Origin of the sequence: Microbacterium meiriae (assembly GCF_040685015.1) — a bacterium.
GTDB lineage: Bacteria > Actinomycetota > Actinomycetes > Actinomycetales > Microbacteriaceae > Microbacterium > Microbacterium meiriae.
The window spans coordinates 725826-743300 of record NZ_JBFBHD010000001.1; the positions used below are offsets into that span (position 1 = coordinate 725826).

At 70.8% G+C, this 17475-nt stretch carries 14 protein-coding genes; 4 read left to right on the top strand and 10 right to left on the bottom strand.

All coding sequences use genetic code 11. The features are described from left to right. Positions 1-53: 53 nt before the first annotated feature. The 3 genes from AB0N68_RS03680 to AB0N68_RS03690 all read right to left on the bottom strand — a co-directional run bounded on the left by AB0N68_RS03680 (position 54) and on the right by AB0N68_RS03690 (position 5996). Complete coding sequence (locus AB0N68_RS03680) at positions 54-287, bottom strand: YbdD/YjiX family protein (RefSeq protein WP_232089162.1); 234 nt, start codon at positions 285-287, stop codon at positions 54-56. Between the two features lie 13 nt (positions 288-300). Next, positions 301-2586, bottom strand: a complete 2286-nt coding sequence (locus AB0N68_RS03685) for a carbon starvation CstA family protein (RefSeq protein WP_292795845.1) — start codon at positions 2584-2586, stop codon at positions 301-303. A gap of 224 nt (positions 2587-2810) precedes the next feature. Continuing rightward, complete coding sequence (locus tag AB0N68_RS03690) at positions 2811-5996, bottom strand: S8 family peptidase (RefSeq protein ID WP_280569079.1); 3186 nt, start codon at positions 5994-5996, stop codon at positions 2811-2813. Between the two features lie 176 nt (positions 5997-6172). Between AB0N68_RS03690 and AB0N68_RS03695 the strand changes: the two genes are divergently transcribed. From AB0N68_RS03695 to AB0N68_RS03710, 4 genes are all read left to right on the top strand, one after another. Then, on the top strand, positions 6173-6718 hold the full coding sequence (locus AB0N68_RS03695; protein WP_187663132.1) for an ECF transporter S component: 546 nt from the start codon (positions 6173-6175) through the stop codon (positions 6716-6718). An 80-nt stretch (positions 6719-6798) separates the two neighbouring features. Beyond that, on the top strand, positions 6799-8466 hold the full coding sequence (locus AB0N68_RS03700; protein ID WP_280569082.1) for an ABC transporter ATP-binding protein: 1668 nt from the start codon (positions 6799-6801) through the stop codon (positions 8464-8466). A 2-nt stretch (positions 8467-8468) separates the two neighbouring features. Beyond that, the gene (locus tag AB0N68_RS03705) at positions 8469-9281 is read left to right on the top strand and encodes an energy-coupling factor transporter transmembrane component T (protein WP_280569119.1); all 813 of its coding nucleotides are present in this window, start codon (positions 8469-8471) and stop codon (positions 9279-9281) included. A gap of 11 nt (positions 9282-9292) precedes the next feature. Next, complete coding sequence (locus AB0N68_RS03710; protein ID WP_280569085.1) at positions 9293-10168, top strand: siderophore-interacting protein; 876 nt, start codon at positions 9293-9295, stop codon at positions 10166-10168. A gap of 133 nt (positions 10169-10301) precedes the next feature. Here the strand turns inward: AB0N68_RS03710 and AB0N68_RS03715 are convergent, their stop codons facing one another. The 7 genes from AB0N68_RS03715 to AB0N68_RS03745 are packed head-to-tail and all read right to left on the bottom strand — an operon-like array spanning position 10302 to position 17439. Continuing rightward, on the bottom strand, positions 10302-11237 hold the full coding sequence (locus AB0N68_RS03715) for a carbohydrate ABC transporter permease (RefSeq protein ID WP_280569088.1): 936 nt from the start codon (positions 11235-11237) through the stop codon (positions 10302-10304). Between the two features lie 2 nt (positions 11238-11239). Then, complete coding sequence (locus AB0N68_RS03720; protein ID WP_280569090.1) at positions 11240-12145, bottom strand: carbohydrate ABC transporter permease; 906 nt, start codon at positions 12143-12145, stop codon at positions 11240-11242. Between the two features lie 29 nt (positions 12146-12174). Further along, positions 12175-13500, bottom strand: coding sequence for an ABC transporter substrate-binding protein (locus AB0N68_RS03725; RefSeq protein ID WP_280569093.1), 1326 nt, complete (start codon positions 13498-13500; stop codon positions 12175-12177). 43 nt (positions 13501-13543) lie between these two features. Next, complete coding sequence (locus AB0N68_RS03730; protein WP_259952815.1) at positions 13544-13918, bottom strand: cupin domain-containing protein; 375 nt, start codon at positions 13916-13918, stop codon at positions 13544-13546. Beyond that, positions 13915-14805: a 3-hydroxy-5-phosphonooxypentane-2,4-dione thiolase gene (gene lsrF, locus AB0N68_RS03735; RefSeq protein ID WP_280569097.1), complete on the bottom strand. Its 891-nt coding sequence runs from the start codon at positions 14803-14805 to the stop codon at positions 13915-13917. Before lsrF ends, AB0N68_RS03730 begins: the two co-directional genes overlap by 4 nt. 22 nt (positions 14806-14827) lie before the next feature. Then, positions 14828-16432, bottom strand: a complete 1605-nt coding sequence (locus tag AB0N68_RS03740) for an FGGY family carbohydrate kinase (RefSeq protein WP_280569099.1) — start codon at positions 16430-16432, stop codon at positions 14828-14830. Further along, entirely contained in the window at positions 16420-17439 is a 1020-nt protein-coding gene (locus tag AB0N68_RS03745; RefSeq protein WP_259952825.1) for an NAD(P)-dependent oxidoreductase, read from the bottom strand. The genes AB0N68_RS03740 and AB0N68_RS03745 overlap by 13 nt, the downstream gene beginning before the upstream one ends. Positions 17440-17475 lie beyond the last annotated feature (36 nt).

Sequence of the window (17475 nt, forward strand, 5' to 3'; positions counted from 1 at the left end):
CGACCCACCTTGGGTCCCTGAGCCTGTCGAAGGGCCCTGAGCCTGTCGAAGGGTCAGCAGCAGCGGGCACCGGGATTGCGGTCCTGGTCGTCCATGCGCTGACGCCAGAACTGCCGCTCCGTCAGCGGCTCCTCGCCCGGATGATGCCGACGGTGATGGGCGACGTACGTGGCGTACGCGGTGTCGCCCATCAGCGTCGTCATGTACCAGCGGATGCCGCGGCCGACCCGGCCGAGGGCGCTCCACAGCGCCCGCAGCGGGGAGGTCGCGGCATCCGTCCGATCCATCGCGTGAGTCATCTCAGTGCCGTGCCGCCGCGCGCTCTTCGGCGAGGATCGGCTCCCACTGCTTCTCCAGCTCGCGCTCCTCCGCGTCGGGGAGGAACCCGGCCGGGGCGAAGCGGCGCGACGGCACGGGCGGGTCCTCGGTGTTCTCGCCGCCGCCGTTGCGGATCGCCTTCGCAGTCGCGATGACGGCCATGACGATGACGATGATCGCGAGCACCACGAAGATGATCGACAGCGTGCCCTGCACCGCGGTGTTGCGGATGACGGCCTGCAGCACCTCCGGTGCGCCGAGCGTGGTGTCACCGGAGTTCAGCGCCTCCAGGTAGCGGAAGTGGTTCGCCCAGTACCCGATCGCCGGCACCGGCGAGAAGATCTTGTAGAGCGAGGCCGTGATGGTGACGACCGCGGTGAAAGCGAGCGGCAGCGCGATGATCCACAGCCACCGGAAGTAGCTGCGTCCGCGCTTGGCGACGATGGCCAGCACCACGGCGAGCGCGATCGCCGCGAGCAGCTGGTTCGCGATGCCGAACAGCGGGAAGAAGGTGTTGATGCCGCCGAGCGGGTCGGTGACGCCGAGGATGAGGATCGCTCCCCAGCCGGCGACCATGATCGCGGTGCAGATCCACACCCCGGGACGCCAGGAGACGTCGCGGAACTTCGGGAACCAGGCGCCGATCGAGTCCTGCAGCATGAAGCGCGCGACTCGGGTTCCGGCGTCCACCGCTGTGAGGATGAACAGCGCCTCGAACATGATCGCGAAGTGGTACCAGAACGCCATGAGCGCCTGCCCGCCGAGGGCCTGCTGCATGATGTGGGCGAGGCCGAGCGCGAGCGTCGGAGCGCCACCGGTGCGCGAGACGATCGATTCCTCGCCGACCGCCGCAGCCGTGCCCGTGAGCATGTCGGGAGTGAGGTTCACCCCGGTCAACCCGAGCGAGTTCACGAAGGCGACCGCTCCCTCCACGGTGCCCCCGGTCGCGGCGGCGGGGGCATTCATCGCGAAGTAGATGCCCTGGTCGATCGAGATCGCGGCGACGAGGGCCATGATCGCGACGAACGACTCCATGAGCATGCCGCCGTAGCCGATGAACCGGGTCTGCCGCTCCTTCTCCACGAGCTTCGGTGTGGTGCCCGACGCGATCAGCGCGTGGAATCCGGACAACGCGCCGCACGCGATCGTCACGAACAGGAAGGGGAAGAGCGGACCCGCGAACACCGGTCCCATGCCGTTCTCGCCGAAGATGCTGACCGCGGGGACCGAGATCTCCGGCCGCACGAGGATGATCGCGCCGGCGAGCATGAAGATGACGCCGATCTTCATGAACGTGGAGAGGTAATCGCGGGGCGCGAGCAGCAGCCAGACCGGCAGCACCGCGGCGATGAACCCGTAGATGATGATGCCCCACGCGATCGTGGTGCGGTCGAGGTGGAAGATCGCCTGGCCCCACTCGGTGCCGGCGACCCAGCCGCCGCCGATGATCGCGGCCATCAGCAGCACGAAGCCGATGATCGAGACTTCGGTCACCTTGCCGGGACGCAGGTAGCGCAGGTACACGCCCATGAAGAGGGCGATCGGGATGGTCATCGCGACGGAGAAGACGCCCCACGGGCTCTCGCCGAGCGCGTTGACGACGACGAGCGCGAGGATCGCCACGATGATGAGCATGATGAGCAGCGAGGCGATGATCGCCGCAGTGCCGCCGATCTTGCCGAGCTCCTGCCGCGCCATCTGGCCGATGGTCCGGCCGCCGCGACGCATCGAGAAGAAGAGCACCGTGTAGTCCTGCACGGCTCCCGCGAGCACGACGCCCACGATGATCCAGATGGTGCCGGGGAGGTAGCCCATCTGCGCCGCGAGCACGGGGCCGACGAGCGGGCCGGCGCCGGCGATGGCGGCGAAGTGGTGGCCGTAGAGCACCCGGCGGTCGGTGGGGACGTAGTCCTTGCCGTCCTGCTTCACCTCGGCGGGCGTGGCCCGGCGGTCGTCGGGGCGGGTGATGTACCGCTCGATGACCTTCGAGTAGAAGCGGTAGCCGATCAGGTAGGTGCAGACGGCGGCGAACACGAACCAGATCGCGTTCACGGTCTCGCCGCGCACGATGGCGAGCATCACCCAGGCGACGCCGCCGAGGAGGGCGATGGCCGTCCACAGCAGGATCTTCGGCAGGGTCCAGCGGCGGCTCCTGGCCTCGTGCTCCGCGGAGAGGGCGACGGGTGGGAGGTTCGGGTCGGTCTCGATGACGGGGTCGTCGTCGACGAGCCCGGCGCCGTCGCGGCGGCGCGACGAAGGTGCGGTCATGGGGTTCTCCTCTGGGGGCGCATCATTGCGTCTCCCCACGGTAGGGAGTGCGTCCCGCCGTCGCACCCGGATCCGGGCACGCTGCGACGAGCGGCGGCGGCCATGCGACGAACGGATGCCCGGCAGTCCCCGCCCCGACCGGATGCACGACCCGGAGACGACGGCACGGCCGCCCGACGGATTCCGTCGTGCGGCCGTGCCTGAGTCGTGCAGACGATCCCGGATCACCCGGGGGCGTCGGTCTCCGGGGGCGGGGTCGGCTCCGGGGTCGGCTCCGGCGCGGGAGTCGGATCCGGGGTCGGCGACGGCTCGGGAGTCGGCGACGGCTTCGGCGCGGGGGTCGGCGTCGGCGCGACCTCCGCGGGCGTCGTGACCGTCACCACGGTGCGCACGGCCGAGTCCCCGTACTGGACGAGTCCGAGGTAGCGGGTCCCGGCGGTCAGACCGGTCCAGCTCAGCTCGTAGCTCGTCTCCTGCCCGCGGACCGCGGCGATCGGGTTCGGCGTCGCGGTGAACGAGCCCTCCCCGTCCGGGAGCGCGTTGGCGTAGGTCATGTCCCACGTCATCGGCCCGGTGGTGGAGTACACGTTCGCCACGACCAGGTAGGTGCCCGCAGTCGGCGTGGGGATCGTGACCTGCTCGTCGGCCGAGCCCGTGGCCGACTGCCAGCGCTCGTAGTAGCGCAGGTCGTCGGGGCTCACCACCCGGTAGACGGTGAGGTCCAGGTCACTGCCCTCGTCGTCGGACGAGTCGAGGTCGAACCGGGAGAGCGTGGCGCCCTCCGGCACGTCGACGATCCAGGACACGTCCTTGTTCGCGTCCCCCGAGTTCTCGTTCCCCGAGTGCCCCTCGACGGGGTTGTCCGGGTCGCTGAGCAGCTGGAACGGGGTGAGACCCGAGACGCCCAGCGCCAGGTCGCCGTCGAGACCGGGGATGATGTCCACCGTCGTGGTGCCGTCGACGCCGCTGCCGGTGACCTCGGCCGGGGCATCCGCCGTGACCGGGAACACCGCGATCGGCGAGCGCACCGTGTTCTTCTTGCTCGTCCAGGTGAGGGAGCCGGTGGCCCACTGCTCGACCGGAGCGGTGGTGCTGTCGAACGTGACCGTGAACGTCTTCGTCTGTCCCGGCTTGTCGAAGGCGAGCTGAGAGGGAGTGACGGTGACCTTCACGCCCGGGACCGAGGCCTTCGCGGTGAACACGCCCTTCTCGGTCGAGGTGACCGAGCGGGTGACAGTCTGCGCGCTGGCCAGGGAGCCGATGGAGATCGATGCCTGGTTCAGGTCGCTGCCGTCGATGGGGTCGATGCCGGGGAAGTCCGACAGCCCCTTCCCGTCGAGGAAGGCCGCCCAGTCCTTGAAGCCGTTGAGGTACAGCAGGCCCGGGTTCAGGTAGCGCTTCGCGTCGATCTGCCCCGCACCCTGCTCGAAGGGGTCCGTGTTCTTCGAGCCGTCGGGCAGCACCGTGTCGTACGCGGTGGTCATCATGGCCGAACGGATCTCCGCCGGAGTCGCTCTCGGGTGCTCCCCGAGGTACAGCGCCCCGAGGCCCGCGATGTGCGGGGAGGCCATCGAGGTCCCGGAGAGGATGCCGAAGGTCGGGTCCTCACCCGGGGCATTGTGCGTGGCGGCGAGGATCGCGACGCCGGGAGCGGCGATGTCCGGCTTGAGGACGTCCGTGCCGTCGGCCAGGACCGGCCCACGGCTCGAGAAGCCGGCGATCTGCGGGGTCGGGGTGGTCACCCCGGTGGTGTTCTCACCGACGAGGGTGATCGGCCGATCGACACCGCCCTGCACGTAGGCGAGCACGGCTGCGCGGTGCACGGCGTTCAGGTGCACCGTCGGCACCGCGTGGAAGTCGTTGTCCAGCGAGTCCGCGCCACCGGGCACGTTCACCAGCACCATGCCGATGCCTCCGGCGTCCTTCACGACCTGGGACTTCTCCGCGCGCGCGTTGCCGCCGCGGTCGCAGACCACGATGTGCCCCGCGACCTTCGTCGGGTCGAGGGTGCCCGGCAGGCACAGCTGCGCATCCACCGCACCGGGCGCCGCGGCATCCACGGCGGCGATGGAGGGCCCGGAGACGCTCTCCCCGAACGGCACGCTCACCGATGCCCCGGCCTCCTCGAAGCCGTCGAACTGCACCGTGCCTTCCCACGTCGGGATGGTGGAGGCGGCGACCGTCGTGTACCACGGCGAGGCGTGGTCGGCGGTGACCGGATCGGGACCGTCGTTGCCGGCGCTGGTCGCGACGAAGACGCCGGCGGCCGCGGCGTTGAGGAACGCGAGGTCCTCCGGGGCCATCACGGTGCTCGCGGCGCCGCCGCCGATCGAGTAGTTGATCACGTCGACACCGTCGGCGACGGCCTGATCGATCGCGGCGACGAGGTCGCTCAGCGCGCAGATGTCATCGGTGGTCACGGTCGTGTCCGGACCGACGTAGCAGGCCTTGTACGCGGCGACCTTCGCTGCGGGCGCGACGCCCGAGATGGTCCCGAAGTCGACGCCCTCGACCGCGGCCTCCACTCCGAAGTCGCCCGCGGCGGTGCTCGCGGTGTGCGAGCCGTGGCCATCGCCGTCGCGTGGGGAGAGGTAGTCGTACTGGAAGTCGAACCCGGCGGCCTGCGCTCCCGCGAAGAAGTACTGCCCGCCGATGAGCTTCGTGGAGTAGTCGCGCTCGTCCCAGTCCTGGCCGTCGACCATCGCGCCGCGGAACTGTCCGCCGTCGGACTTGTCGAAGTACACGTAGGTGCCGTCGGTATAGGGATCCGTGCCCTTGTGGCGGCTGTTCTGCTTCTTCTGCTGCTTGAGCTTCTTGCCCTCGAACGAGGGGTGCTCGGGAGCGATGCCGGTGTCGATCACGCCGACCACGACACCCTCGCCCGCCTTCTTCACGCCTCCGGTCTGCTGCCACACCCCGCCACGGCCCTTGCGGTCGTCGCCGAGGCCGAGGTAGTCCGTGGAGGTCTGCGCATCGGGGTGACGGATCTCGTCGGGATACACCCCCAGGACGTCCTTCGAGGCACGGAGCTGGTCCACCTGCTCACCCGAGAGGTCGGCGCTGAACCCGTTGAGCACGACCTGGTAGGTCGTGTCCGGCGTGACGCCGACGTCGTTGATGAGGCTCTTCTGCTCGGACTCGAGGTGCTTGACGTACCGCCGCGCGTCCTGCGACTGCGTCTCGAGCTGCTCGCCCTCGTCGGGCTTCGTCGCCTTGAGTCCCTTGACGTCGCCTTCGTAGCTGGCGAGGGGATCGGCCTTCATGATCACGATGTAGTGCCCGGGGGTCCCCGCGACCGGAACGGGGTGCGTCACCTCCCCGGTCGCTGCGTAGCCTGCGGTTGCCGTCGATGCGATGAACAGCGTCGCCAGGGTGGTGGCTGCTGCGATCCGAAGGGGTGTTCGACCCATATCTCGCTCCTGATGATCCGATGATCCCGATGCCGCCTCGTTGCCGCACCGCGGCTCACGATAGACCCGCTCCTCGGCGCCGGATCGAGAACTGAACGATGGTCGAATCCCGATCGCGCCGATCGGTCAGGGTGGACGACGGCCGGCTCTCCGAATGTCGCCAGTAGGCTGGAGACGTGGCCCGTACCTCCGTCCTGTCGACCAGAGTGCTGCTGATCTGCGCAGCGATCGGTGTGGCCACGGGCATCCTCGGCGGCATCGCCGGATGGGTCACTCCCCTCCTCCTGGCCAGCCCGCTGCTGTTCCTCTACGGCCTCGTGCTGGGCTCGCACGTGCTGCCGGGCATCATCGCGCAGGAGGTGCTGCGGCTGCCGCTCGTGGCACTCATCACGCACGTGTTCGCCGCGCTCATCGCGAGCGCCTTCAACCCGGCGTGGTCGTTGCGGTTCATCGGCACGGCGCTGCTGTTCGGCCTCATCCAGGAAGGTGTCGCCGCCCTCACCCGCTATCGCTCCTGGGGCGCCTGGCGGTTCTTCGTCTCGGCGGTCGTGATCGGCGTCGTCGTGGCGGTGGCGGTGTTCTTCGCGGCGAACCTCGCGGTCCTGCCGCTCTGGGCCCAGCTGCTGTACCTGACGATCTCCGTGCTCGGCCCGGTGGCCTGGACGGCGATCGGCCTCGCCATCGGTTCGGCGCTGCGCACCGCCGGCGTCGCACGCCGCTGATCGCGCACGTGCCCTGCTGGCAACACAGGTAAGGCTCAGCTAAGTTAGAGGCACACCCTCCGTCGAACCCGGGACCTGCCGTGCGCCCATCCGCGCCTCTCCTCCGCGTGCGCGAGCTCACCCTCACCCACGCGGATGCCGCGCATCCGTCGCCCCGTGACGTGACCTTCGACATCGACCCCGGTGAGGTCGTGCTGCTGCTCGGCCCGTCCGGCTCCGGGAAGTCGACGCTCACGCTCGCCCTCAACGGCCTCATCCCGCACGCGCTCCCCGGGACCATGTCCGGCTCCGTCGAGGCCGGCGGTGTCGACACGACCACCGCGCACACCGCGACGCTCAGCACGCACGTCGCCATGGTCTTCCAGGACCCTGACGCCCAGATCGTCACGGGGACGGTGTACGACGAGGTGGCTTTCGGCCCCGAGAACCTCCTGCTCCCGCTCGGCACCGTGCGGGCCCGCGTCGAGGATGCGCTGCGGCGGGTGGGCCTGTGGGAGCGCCGGGACGACAACCCGGACCACCTGTCCGGCGGCGGCCGACAGCGTCTCGCCATCGCCTGCGCCCTCGCGATGGACTCCCCTCTCATCGTGCTGGACGAGCCGACCGCGAACCTCGACCCGCAGGGGATCGACGACGTGTATGCGGCGCTGACCGAGGTCGTGGCCGCCGGGGACCGGGCGATCCTCCTCGTCGAGCACAACCTCGATGCGGCGATGCGCTTCGTCACGCGCACCGTCGTGCTCGACCGCGAGGGCCGGGTGGTCTTCGACGGTCCGGCCGCCGAGACCATCCGGGCGCATGCCGACGAGCTCGTGGCGATGGGGGTCTGGCTGCCCGCCGCGACGCTCGCTGCGCTCCGCCTCCGCGACCGGGGGATCGTCCTCGACCCGCTGCCGCTGACGCCCGAGGCACTGGCCGCGGCCCTGCCTGCCGGTCCGGCCCGCGCGTCCTCGATCCTCGCCGACGCTCCTCCCGCCGTCGACCGGGAGCCGATCATCCGGGCGCGCGGCCTCACCGTCTCGCGGCGCCGCACCGAGATCCTGCACGGGGTCGACCTCGACATCGCCGCGGGGAGTCTCACCGCGATCGTCGGGGCGAACGGCGCGGGCAAGACCACGCTGATCCAGGCCCTCGCGGGGATCGTGCCCCCGCCGAAGGGCCGGGTCTCCGTCGACGGCATCGACCCGGGCACCGCCTCCCCCCGGGATCTCGCGGCCCGGATCGGCTTCGTGTTCCAGAACCCGGAGCACCAGTTCATCGCCGCCACCGTGTTCGACGAGCTCGCCCACGGGCTCCGGCTGCGCCATGTGCCGGACGACGAGGTCAGCGCTCGCGTGACGGAGATGCTCGAGCGGTTCGGGCTCACGCACAAGGCTGACGTGCACCCGTTCCTCCTCTCCGGCGGCGAGAAGCGACGACTCTCGGTGGGCACGGCCCTCATCACCCGTCCTCCCGTCCTCGCCCTCGACGAGCCCACCTTCGGGCAGGACCGCGCCAGGGCCGCCGAGCTCCTGGACCTGCTGGAGAGTCTCCGGGCGGACGGCACGACCGTCGTCATCGTCACCCACGATCTGCAGCTCGTCGCGGAGCACGCCACCGACACGGTCGTCCTCGCCGACGGGCGGGTCCGGGCCGCGGGCCCCACGGCGGCACTGTTCTCCGATCCCGCGATCCTCCCCTCCGCCGGGTTGCGCGTCCCCGCCCTGCAGCGGGTGCTCGCCGAGGCCGGGTGGGAGGTGACACCGTGACGATGTCCACGCTCGATCCGTATGCGCCGCTCGCGGCCACCTCGCGGCGGCAGTTCCTCTACGGCCTCAATCCGTTGGCGAAGGTCGCCGGCTTCGCCCCCGCGATGCTGCTCCTCGTCTTCGTGCGCGACCTGGCCACCCCGGCCGCCTTCCTCGTGCTCGCGTACGTCCTCATCCTCGTCGGGGCGCGGGTGACGGGCCGCCTCCTCGCGCTGCTCCTGCTCGGTCTGCCCGCGGGCATGCTCGCGATCGGCGTCGGCTTCTCGCTGTGGGTCGACGCGGCCCTGGTCGCCGACACAGCCCCCGTCGTGACGATCGGCGACTGGACCCTCTACGGAGGCGCCCTCCTCATCGGCTTCGCCACGGCGCTCCGGCTCGGATCGATCGTCGCGCTCGCGCTGGTCGGCGGCCTCACCACCAGCGGCTCCGATCTCGTGCGTGCGAGCGTGCAGCAGCTGCGCGTGCCGTACCGCATCGGGTACACGGCCCTGGCCGCCTTCCGCTTCGTGCCCCGGTTCGGGCACGAGCTCGCCGTCATCCGCGCCGCGCACCGGGTGCGCGGTTACCACGGCGGCCGCGGTCCCTTCGCGCGGATCGCCCGCGGCTGGGGGTACATCGTCCCGCTGCTCGCGGGCGCCATCCGGCACGCGGAGCGCGTCGCCCTCGCGATGGACTCCCGGGCGTTCGGCGCGCATCCGACGCGGACCGAGCGGCACCTCGTGCCGTTCCGCACGAGGGACACCGTCTTCACCGTGGTCATGCTCGCCGTGTCGGCCGCGATCTTCGTCGTCTTCTTCCCCTGGCAGCTCCCCTGAAAGGTGCCCGCATGGCATTCAGCAAGATGGTCAAGCCGGAGACGGCCGAGCTCCTGCACCTCACCGTGCTCCGCACCGAACGACTCGCGCCGCACTGGGTGCGGGTGACCCTCGGCGGCGGCGAGATCGACCGCTTCCGCCCGATGGGTTACGACCAGTGGTTCCGGCTGTTCCTGCCGATCGGCGGCGAGGCGGGGCTGGAGCGGGTGCCCGCGAAGGCGAACCGGATGTTCGGGTACCTGAAGTTCCTCCGCATCCCCGACGGCGAGCGCCCCGTGATGCGCAACTACACCGTGCGCGCCTACCGCCCGGCCACGGCCGAGATCGGCGCCGAGCTCGACGTCGACTTCGTCCTGCACGGCTCGGCGGCCGACGGCACCGCCGGTCCGGCGTCCCGATGGGCGGAGACGTGCGCCCCCGGCGAGCACGTCCTCATCATCGACGAGGGCCTGACATTCAACCCCGCGCGGGGCACCGATCGGGTGGTGCTCGTCGGTGACGAGACCGCCCTCCCCGCGATCGCGTCGATCAGCGCCTCCCTGCCGACCGACTCCTCGGGCACGGCGATCATCGAAGTCCCGTCCGCGGAGGACGCCCTGGAGTTCGCGCACCCGTCGGGGCTCGAGGTGGTGTGGGTCGTGCGGCCTCAGGAGATTCCGCCCGGGGCCCTCGCTCTGGACGCCCTCGCTCGTACCACTCTGCCCGCCGCGCCGTTCCATGCCTACGCGGCGGGAGAGCAGGCGCTGGCCTCCGGCGTCCGCAAGCAGCTCGTCGGCGAGCGCGGCGTCGACAGGAACGCCGTCAGCTTCTGCGGCTACTGGAAGATCGGTGCCGCCTCCCCCGCCTCGAAGGCCGCCCGCGAGGCCGCCACGGAGCCCCGCACGTAATCCCGGGGCACAGCTTCGGAGCTAAGACACGACACGCCGGGGCGGACGATGCCGCCCCGGCGCGTCGTCGGGAATCTCCGAAGTCGTGCTCGGAGACCGGACACGGGATGCGGGAACACCGCCCCGCACCCGCTCACTTCACACTGCCCTGCGTGAGCCCGCCGACGAGCCACTTCTGTAGGAACAGCGCCAGCAGGTAGATCGGGATCAGCCCGGAGAGGCTCGCGGCGGCCATCTGCCCGAACATCACCTCTCGACCGCCCTGCATGAGCGCGATACCCACGGGGAGCGTCTGGGAGTCCACGCTCTGCGTGAGCAGCAGCGGGATGAGGAAGTCGTTGTACGCGAGGATGAAGACGATGATCGACACCGCCACGATGCCAGGGGCCGTGAGCGGCAGGATCACCGCCCAGAGGGTGCGCAGCGGACCGCATCCGTCGATCTGCGCCGCCTCGTCGACCTCGAACGGGATCGAGCGGAAGAACCCGTCGAGCAGCCACACCGCCACCGGCGTGAGCAGCAGACCCTCGACGATGCCCAGCCCGATCACCGAGTCCATGAGCCCCGCGGTGCGCACCAGGACGAAGAGCGGGATGATCGCCACGATCGGCGGGGCGACGTACGCGGAGACGATGAGCCCGAGGGTCTGCTTCCCGCCGGCCCGCAGCCGGGCCATCGCGTAGTTCGCCGGGATCGCCACCAGCAGCGAGACGATCACGGCACCGACCGCCGCACCGATCGAATTGCGGAGGTAGGTGAGGATCGGCCAGTTCTCGAATGCGGCCACCCAGTTCTCGAACGCGAGGCGGGACGGGAGGATGCGCGTGGACAGGATGTCGTCCGGACTCTTGAACGACATGCTCACCATGTACAGCACGGGCAGCAGCGCGAGGGCGATCGCGACGACGATCACGACGGCCTTCGCCGCCGTGACGGTGGCGGACGGCCGGCCGGGCCGGGAGATGCTCGCGGTCCGACGGCGCCGCTGGCGACGGCGGGCGTCGGGAACCACGAGCGTGACGGTCGCGCTCTCGTCGACCCGATCCGTGGAGCGGAGTGTGAGCGACATGGTCAGCCCTCTCTGTGCAGCCGCTGCCGCACGGCGTTGAGCGGCAGGATGACGATGGTGACCAGCACCAGGAAGGCGATGGTCTGCGCGGCGGCGGCGCCGACGTCGAACGTCTGCAGCCCGGTCCGATAGATCTGGAAGCTGCTGACGGTGGTGTCGAAGCCCGGTCCGCCGCTGGTCATGATGAACACGAGGTCGAAGACCTTGAACGAGACGACGAGCTTGAGCAGCAGCACGGTGATGAGGCTCGGGAGCACGAGCGGGAACGTGATGCGCCAGAACGTCTGCCACACCCCGGCACCGTCGACCTGGGAGGCCTCGTACACCTCGGTCGGCAGGGTCTGCAGAGCGGCGAACACGAGCAGCACGCAGAACGGCGTCCACTGCCAGGCATCCACCATGATCACGGAGATCATCGCCGCGGGGCTGGAGCCGAGGAACAGGAACGGCTCGGACCCGGGCGCGAACGACTGCCCGATGTTGTTGAGCAGTCCGCCGGTGGGAGCCAGCATGAGCTTCCAGATGACGCCGGCCATCACCGGCGGTGTCATCAGCGGCAGCAGGAGCAGCACCCGGATGACACGGCCGCCCTTGACCGCGGCGTCCAGCGACAGGGCGACGACCAGCCCCGCCACGAGCGCGATCAGGGCGGAGGGGATGGCGAAGAGCAGCGACCTGCCGAGGGACGGGAGGGTGACCCCGTCCCCCAGCAGCGCCGCGAAGTTGTCGAACCCGACCCATTCGGTGAACGGCCGGCCCAGCGACGACTCCGAGAAGGAGGCGGCGATGATGTAGCCGAGCGGATAGATCGCGATGATCGCGATCGCGATGACGGCGGGCGCGAGCAGGGCGCGTCCCGTCCACGACGCGCGTCGGGCGCGGCGCCGGGAGGCGACGGGGTGCGACATGAGCGGTCCTTTCGGGTTCGACGACGGGGTCAGTCGGCCAGGGACTGCCAGGTGTCCCAGGTGTTCTGCATCGCCTGTTCGGCGGTGAGACCGCCCTGCAGCATCAGCGCCAGGTTGTCGCTGAGCGACTGGATCATCTCCGGCGCCTGCGGCGAGGTCGGCCAGGACTGCGCGTTGGGCAGCACCTCGGCGGCGACCGCCGAGACCTCGGGGGCGAACTCGACGTACTCCGGACTCTCCAGCGTGGAGGTGCGGGTGGGGTCGACACCGGAGCCGGTCGTCGTGATGAGCTTCTCGTTCGTCTCCTTCGACGAGGCGAACGCGACGAACTGCTTCGCGAGGTCCTCGTCGCTCGCGTTGGGGCTGATACCCATCGCCCATCCCGCGTTGAGCGCTCCGGAGACCTTGCCCTCGGGGCCCACCGGCAGCGGGGCGACGCCCCAGCCGTCGACGATCTTCGACTGCTCCGGGTCCTGCGCGAACACGCCCAGGTCGGTCCAGAACTCGATCATCCCGACCGACCCGGACAGGAACTGTGGCAGCGCCTGCTCGAATCCGATCTCCAGCGGACTGGGGAGGGCCGACGGCGAAGCATCGAGCATCGACTGCGCGGCGGCCACCGCGTACTCGGTGTCGAGCTGCGGCATCTGCGGGTCGATCGGGTCGGGCGACATCGTCGCGAGCCGGTTGAAGAACGTCGACCCGATGTTGAACGCGCTCTTCGAGCCGAGCAGCGCGTTGCCGTAGACGCCGTTCGCCTTCTCGGCGTCGGTGATCTTCTTCGAGACCTCGACGTACTCATCCCACGTGGTGGGGACCTCGACGCCGTTCCGCTCGAAGATCGCCTTGTTGTAGAAGAGCACGTGCGTGTCGCCGTCGATGGGCAGACCGTAGGTGGCGTCCTCGTACTGCGAGTACGGTCCGAAGATCGCCTCGATGAAGTCGCCGGAGTCGATGTCCTCGTCGGACTCGACCCAGTCGGTGATGTCGGCGAGCGCCCCGGCGTCGGCAAGGGCGCCGACCGACGTGTACCAGTACTGGATGACGTCGTAGTTGTTGGTGCCGGACTGCGCGTCGAGGATCGCCTTGGTCTGGATCTGGTCGTAGGGGACGACCTCGACCTCGACCTCGACGCCGGTCGCGGCCTCGAAGTCTTTCTCGAGGATGGCCCCCGCGCCCTCCTGGGGTGCGGCGATGAGGACCTTCAGGGTCTTGTCGCCTCCGTCGCCGGAGGCGCCTCCCGCGTCCCCGCCGCAGCCGGCGAGCACGAGGCCCGCCGTGGATGCCAGGGCGATGACGGGAAGGGCACGGCGCACGAGGCGCGCGGTCGGAGAGGGGCGTCGTTGCCTGCTCATGGTGGTGTCCTTTCGGTGGTTCTTCTCGGGTGAGGGGGGAACATCAGTCGCCGGAGCGGGGGCCCGGCGTCCAGGGGCGGTCGACCTTGTCGCCGTCCACCCAGGGGGTCTTGACGAAGACCGCACGGAAGGTCTCGTCGAAGGGGTTGCGGACGAAGTGCTCCTCGTGGGGCTCGGCCCGCAGCACGTCGCCGGCGGAGACGACCCGACACGTGTCGCGGTCGAGCCAGATCTCCGCGCGGCCCTCGATCACGACGAAGGACTCCGTGTGGTGCTCGTGGAGGTGATTCGCGAACTCGTCCCCCGGGCGGAGCACGACGACGCCGAACGCCGCGTCCTCCCCCTGGGCGAGGTATCCCGGACCCCAGTCGCCGAACCGCAGCGCGGCATCGGCGGTCCGCAGCACGTCGGCGCTCATGCGGGCACCGGGGCCTCGGTCGCCGCGCGGAACAGCTCGTAGGCGTCGGCGGGGTCGAGGTCGTCATGCACGACGGCGCGGACGGCGGTCATCATCGCGGCGGGGGCGGCGCTCTGGAAGATGTTGCGGCCCATGTCGACGCCGGCCGCCCCGGCCCGCACGGCACGGGAGGCCATGGTGAGCGCGTCGAGCTCCGGGAGCTTCTTGCCGCCCGCCATGATGACCGGGACCGGGCATCCGGCCACCACGTCCTCGAAGCCCTTCTCGCAGTAGTAGGTCTTGACCAGCTGCGCGCCGAGCTCGGCGATGATGCGGGTCGCGAGTCCGAGGTAGCGAGCGTCGCGGACCAGTTCCTTGCCCACCGCGGTGACGCCGAGCACGGGGATACCGGCCGCGTACCCCTGATCGACGAGGGTGGTGAGGTTGCGGATGCTGCGGCTCTCGTGCTCCCCGCCGACGAAGACCTGCACGGCCACGGCATCGGCGTTGAGACGGACGGCGTCCTCCATCGCCATCGCCGTGTACTCGTCCGAGAGGTCCTTGAGGATCGACGGCCCCCCGGAGGCACGGAGCACGAGCCCGGCACGCGTCGCCGGCGGAAGAGAGGTGCGCAGCGCGCCCCTGGTGCCCATCAGCGCGTCCGCCTGCGCGGCGAGCGGCGCGATGTTCAGGTCGATGCGCTCGAGTCCCGATGTCGGCCCCTGGAAGTAGCCGTGGTCGAAGGCGAGCATGACCGTGCGCCCGGTCTCCGGATCGAGGATTCGTGACAGGCGGTTCTGCATGCCCCAGTCGAGGTTGGCGGCGCCACGGATGTTCTGCGTGAACCGGACGCCGGGCGTCCCGACGTGGAACTGCTTGGCGTCGGCGTTGCCGTCGAGGTCTGCCATGGAGGTCTCCTTCGTGTTGTCGTCAGCCGGCGTGACCGACGGGCGAGAGGCGGGGGGTGGAGGGGTCGAGGGGGCCGCGGGCCGCCCCCGGCGGGGTGAAGAGCGGAGGGAGGTCGGGGCTCGAGATCGCCAGGACGTCGCGGTAGACGCGGTGCCAGCGCTCGGTGACCGCGCGGTACTGCTCGTGCTCGGCGGGATCGACCCGTTCGACCCGCTCGGCGTCGCCCATGGGCGGGAGCGTGGCGCCGACACCGGTAGCGGCCAGGCGGGCGGCACCGTATGACGTGGCCTCGGGGGCGGGGGTGACGCGCGTGTCCAGGCCGGTGACGCCGGCGATGATCCGCGGCCACAGCGCTCCCGCACTCGACCCACCGGTGAACGTCACGGTGCCGTCCGCGACCGCGCGGCCCGCGGTGAGGGCGGAGAGGATCTCGAGGTGCGCGCCGGCGACGATGGCCGCGGATTCCTCGATCGCCCGGATGAACGCCCCGCGGGACGACCCGGCGGCGTCGTTGATGTCGAACCCGACGAACGCGGGCGCGGCGTGGTGCCACGCGTCGGCCTGCATGACGTTCGCCATCGTGGCGACCACGCCGTTCGCACCGACCGGGACGTCGGCGGCCCACTCCTCCATGATGCGGAAGGCGGAGCGGCCCTCCGCGCGTCCGAGCGCCGCCGCGTCGGGGCACATCGCGTCCCGGAACCAGCGCATGGCGAGTCCCGACAGGAAGCCGATGCCCTCGATCATCCAGGTGCCGGGGTCGACGTGGCAGAGGGTGCGCAGACGGCGATCCGGGTCGACGAGGGGCTCCGCGACGACGGCCGTCGTCTGCCAGAACGTCCCGGCGACGATCGTCGGAGTCCCCTCTCGCGCCGCGATGCCGTGGAGGGCGAGCTGTGTGTCCGCCCCGCCGGCGACGACCGGGGTGCCGACGGGCAGCCCCGTCGCGGCCGCCGCCGCGGGCGTCACAGCGCCGACGACCTCGCCGGCCGCGACGACCGGGGGCAGGATGCGCCGGTCGATGCCGACGAGATCCGCAAGGTCGGCGGACCATCCCCGCGCGTGGAGGTCGAAGAGGGCGGAACTCGACCCGCAGGTCGGCTCGGTGACGAAGACGCCGGTGAGCCGGGTGGTGACCCAGTCGCTCAGCATGCCGAGGTGGCGCGCACGGGAGAGGACCTCCGGCTGGTGGCGCGCGATCCAGCGCAGCCGAGCCGGTGCCGTGATCGACACCCAGTCCCCGGCGGTGCGGTAGATCTCGTCCGCGACGCCCTCCGCCACGAGCTCGTCGGCCTCGGCGCGGGCCCGCCCGTCCGTGTTCGGGCAGGCCCAGATCTCCGTGCCGGCCTCGTCGAACAGCACAAAGCCCTCACGCATGCTGGAGGCGGCGACGGCGGCGACGCGGCGGCCGTTCAGCCGCGCGACGACCTCGGCGACTGCGCCGGCGATGGCCGCCCAGCCGTTCGCGGTGTCGAAGGCCGTGCCGCCGGGGTGGCCCGGGATCGCGCGGTGGGTCCACTCCCGGGCGGCGTGGGTCACGAGCCGGCCCTCGATGTCGAAGGCCAGGGCGCGTGCGGAGCCGGTCCCGGCGTCGATCGCCAGGAAGACGTCGGTCAGCGCTCCCATCGCAGATCACCTCCTGCCAGGAACCGCTCGACTTCCGCGGCGAGCATGTCCGCACCGCGGGCGAGCGTCTCGTGTGTCGCTCCGGCCAGGTGCGGGGTGAGGACCAGGTTCGGCTCCGCGACGAGCTCTCGCCACGGTCCGTCGGGCTCGTTGACGTCGAGGGCGACGCCCGCGAGCTGTCCGGAGCGCAGCCCGTCCAGCAGTGCGTGCTCGTCGACGAGCGACTCGCGGGCGGTGTTGATGAGGAACGCGCCGCGCGGCATCCGCTCGATCTGCGCCCGGCCGATCAGGTGCCGGTTCTCGGCGGTCGCCCTGGCGTGCACGCTGACCACGTCGCTGGCGGAGAGCAGCGCGTCGAGGTCGCCCACGATCGTCGCATCGGTCACCGTCTCGGGATCGACGAAGGGGTCGTACGCCGTGATGACGGCCCCGAGGGCGCGAGCTCGCGCCGCGACCAGCCGGGCGACGTTGCCGTAGCCGATGAGCCCGAGGCGCAGCCCCTTGACCTCGCGTCCGAACCACCGGGCGCCCTCGAACGTCGATTCGGCGAGCGGACGCCCGTCCGCCACCCGGTCGTCCACGTCCTGAAGGGAGGCCGGCACGTTGCGCACCAGAGAGATGAGAAAGCCGATGGTGAGATCCGCGACGGCGTCGGCGTTCTTGCCCGGCGTGGTCGTCACGCGGACGCCGGCTCCGCGGGCCGCGTCGAGGTCGACGTTCACGGGGCCGCCCCGCGCGCAGCCGAGGAGACGGAGGTCGGGCAGGGCCGCGATGACCTCGGCGGTGACGGGGGCGGCGTGGAAGGCGACGACGTCGTACCCCGCGGCGAGCCGGGCGACCTCGGCCGGATCGCCCTCGAACTCGCGGATCGCGGCGGTGTCCCAGGTGGGCTCCGCGATCGCCATCGTGACCGCGTCGGTCTCGATCCCCCGCTCCCGGAAGGCGCGGGTGAAGACCTCGGCGGTCATGTAGCTATCGCCGATGACGAGGATGCGGTGGTCGGTCATGCAGGGCTCCCGGGGGATCGAGGGACGGGGAAGGGG